Annotated in this window: 1 protein-coding gene; it reads right to left on the bottom strand. The window is 65.9% G+C overall.

The window, feature by feature from the left end:
- Positions 1-57: 57 nt before the first annotated feature.
- Positions 58-906 (bottom strand): LysR family transcriptional regulator (locus tag GIW04_RS31015; protein WP_236479647.1); only part of this gene is annotated, 849 nt, incomplete at its 5' end.

The raw sequence follows: 906 nt of genomic DNA, 5'->3' as shown, positions 1-906 counted from the left end.
GCCCACAAAATCTGCGCCTGGCACAGAACCCCTGTGGGAGCGGGTAGACACCCAGCCTCACCGAACCGAGTTCTGCATCACAATCTGTGGCAGATGCTCGGACAGAAAGTCAATCAGCGCCCTGACCGAAGGCAGCATGCCGCGCCGCGCCGAATACGCCAGGTGCAGCGTCAGCTCGGGGGCACTCCATTCTGGCAGCACCACCACCAATTGCTGTCGAGCTAGGGCGGGCAGGCACGCAACATCCGGCATCATCGCGATGCCCAACCCCTGGATGGCCGCATTCAGGATCGTTTCATGCTCCCTGCACATCAAGGTCGGCCGCAGCTTGGCGGTGGTACGCGCACCATCGGGGCCCACCAGCAGCCATTGTGGCTGCGGCTCATCCGCCGCTTCGTAGTAGAGCGTTGGCCGTTGTGCCAGCTCGTCCGGATGAGACAGCGACCCCGTGCGATGGAGGTAGTCCGGGCTGGCGACCAGGATGCGCCGGCTGATCCCCAGGGGTTTGGCGACCAGGTCGGGGTCCATGTCCTCCGGCCGGCGCAGCCGCACGGCGATGTCCACCGATTCTGCCTGCAGGTCCACCGTGCGATCGGTGGCAAGCACCTGTACGCGCACTTGGGGGTAAAGGGTCATGAACGCCGGCAGGTTAGGGGCCAGGAATACCTGCGTCGCCAGCACCGGGCAACTGATGCGCACCAGCCCACGCGGCGCGGCGCTGGCCATGTCGATGACCTCTTGGGCTGCGAGCGCTTCGGTGATCGAGGCGCGGCAGTGGATGAAAAACCGCTCACCGAGGTCGGTCAGGGACACGTGGCGCGTGGTTCGATGGAACAAGCGGGCGCCCAGGCGTTGTTCGAGCGCCGCGACGCGTGCGCTGAGGCGCGACTTGGGGATGCCCAGCAC

Origin of the sequence: Pseudomonas sp. PA-4-8C (assembly GCF_021606625.1) — a bacterium.
GTDB lineage: Bacteria > Pseudomonadota > Gammaproteobacteria > Pseudomonadales > Pseudomonadaceae > Aquipseudomonas > Aquipseudomonas lactis.
Note: the sequence above shows the minus strand (reverse complement) of the source record. Positions and strands in the feature narration are given on the sequence as shown.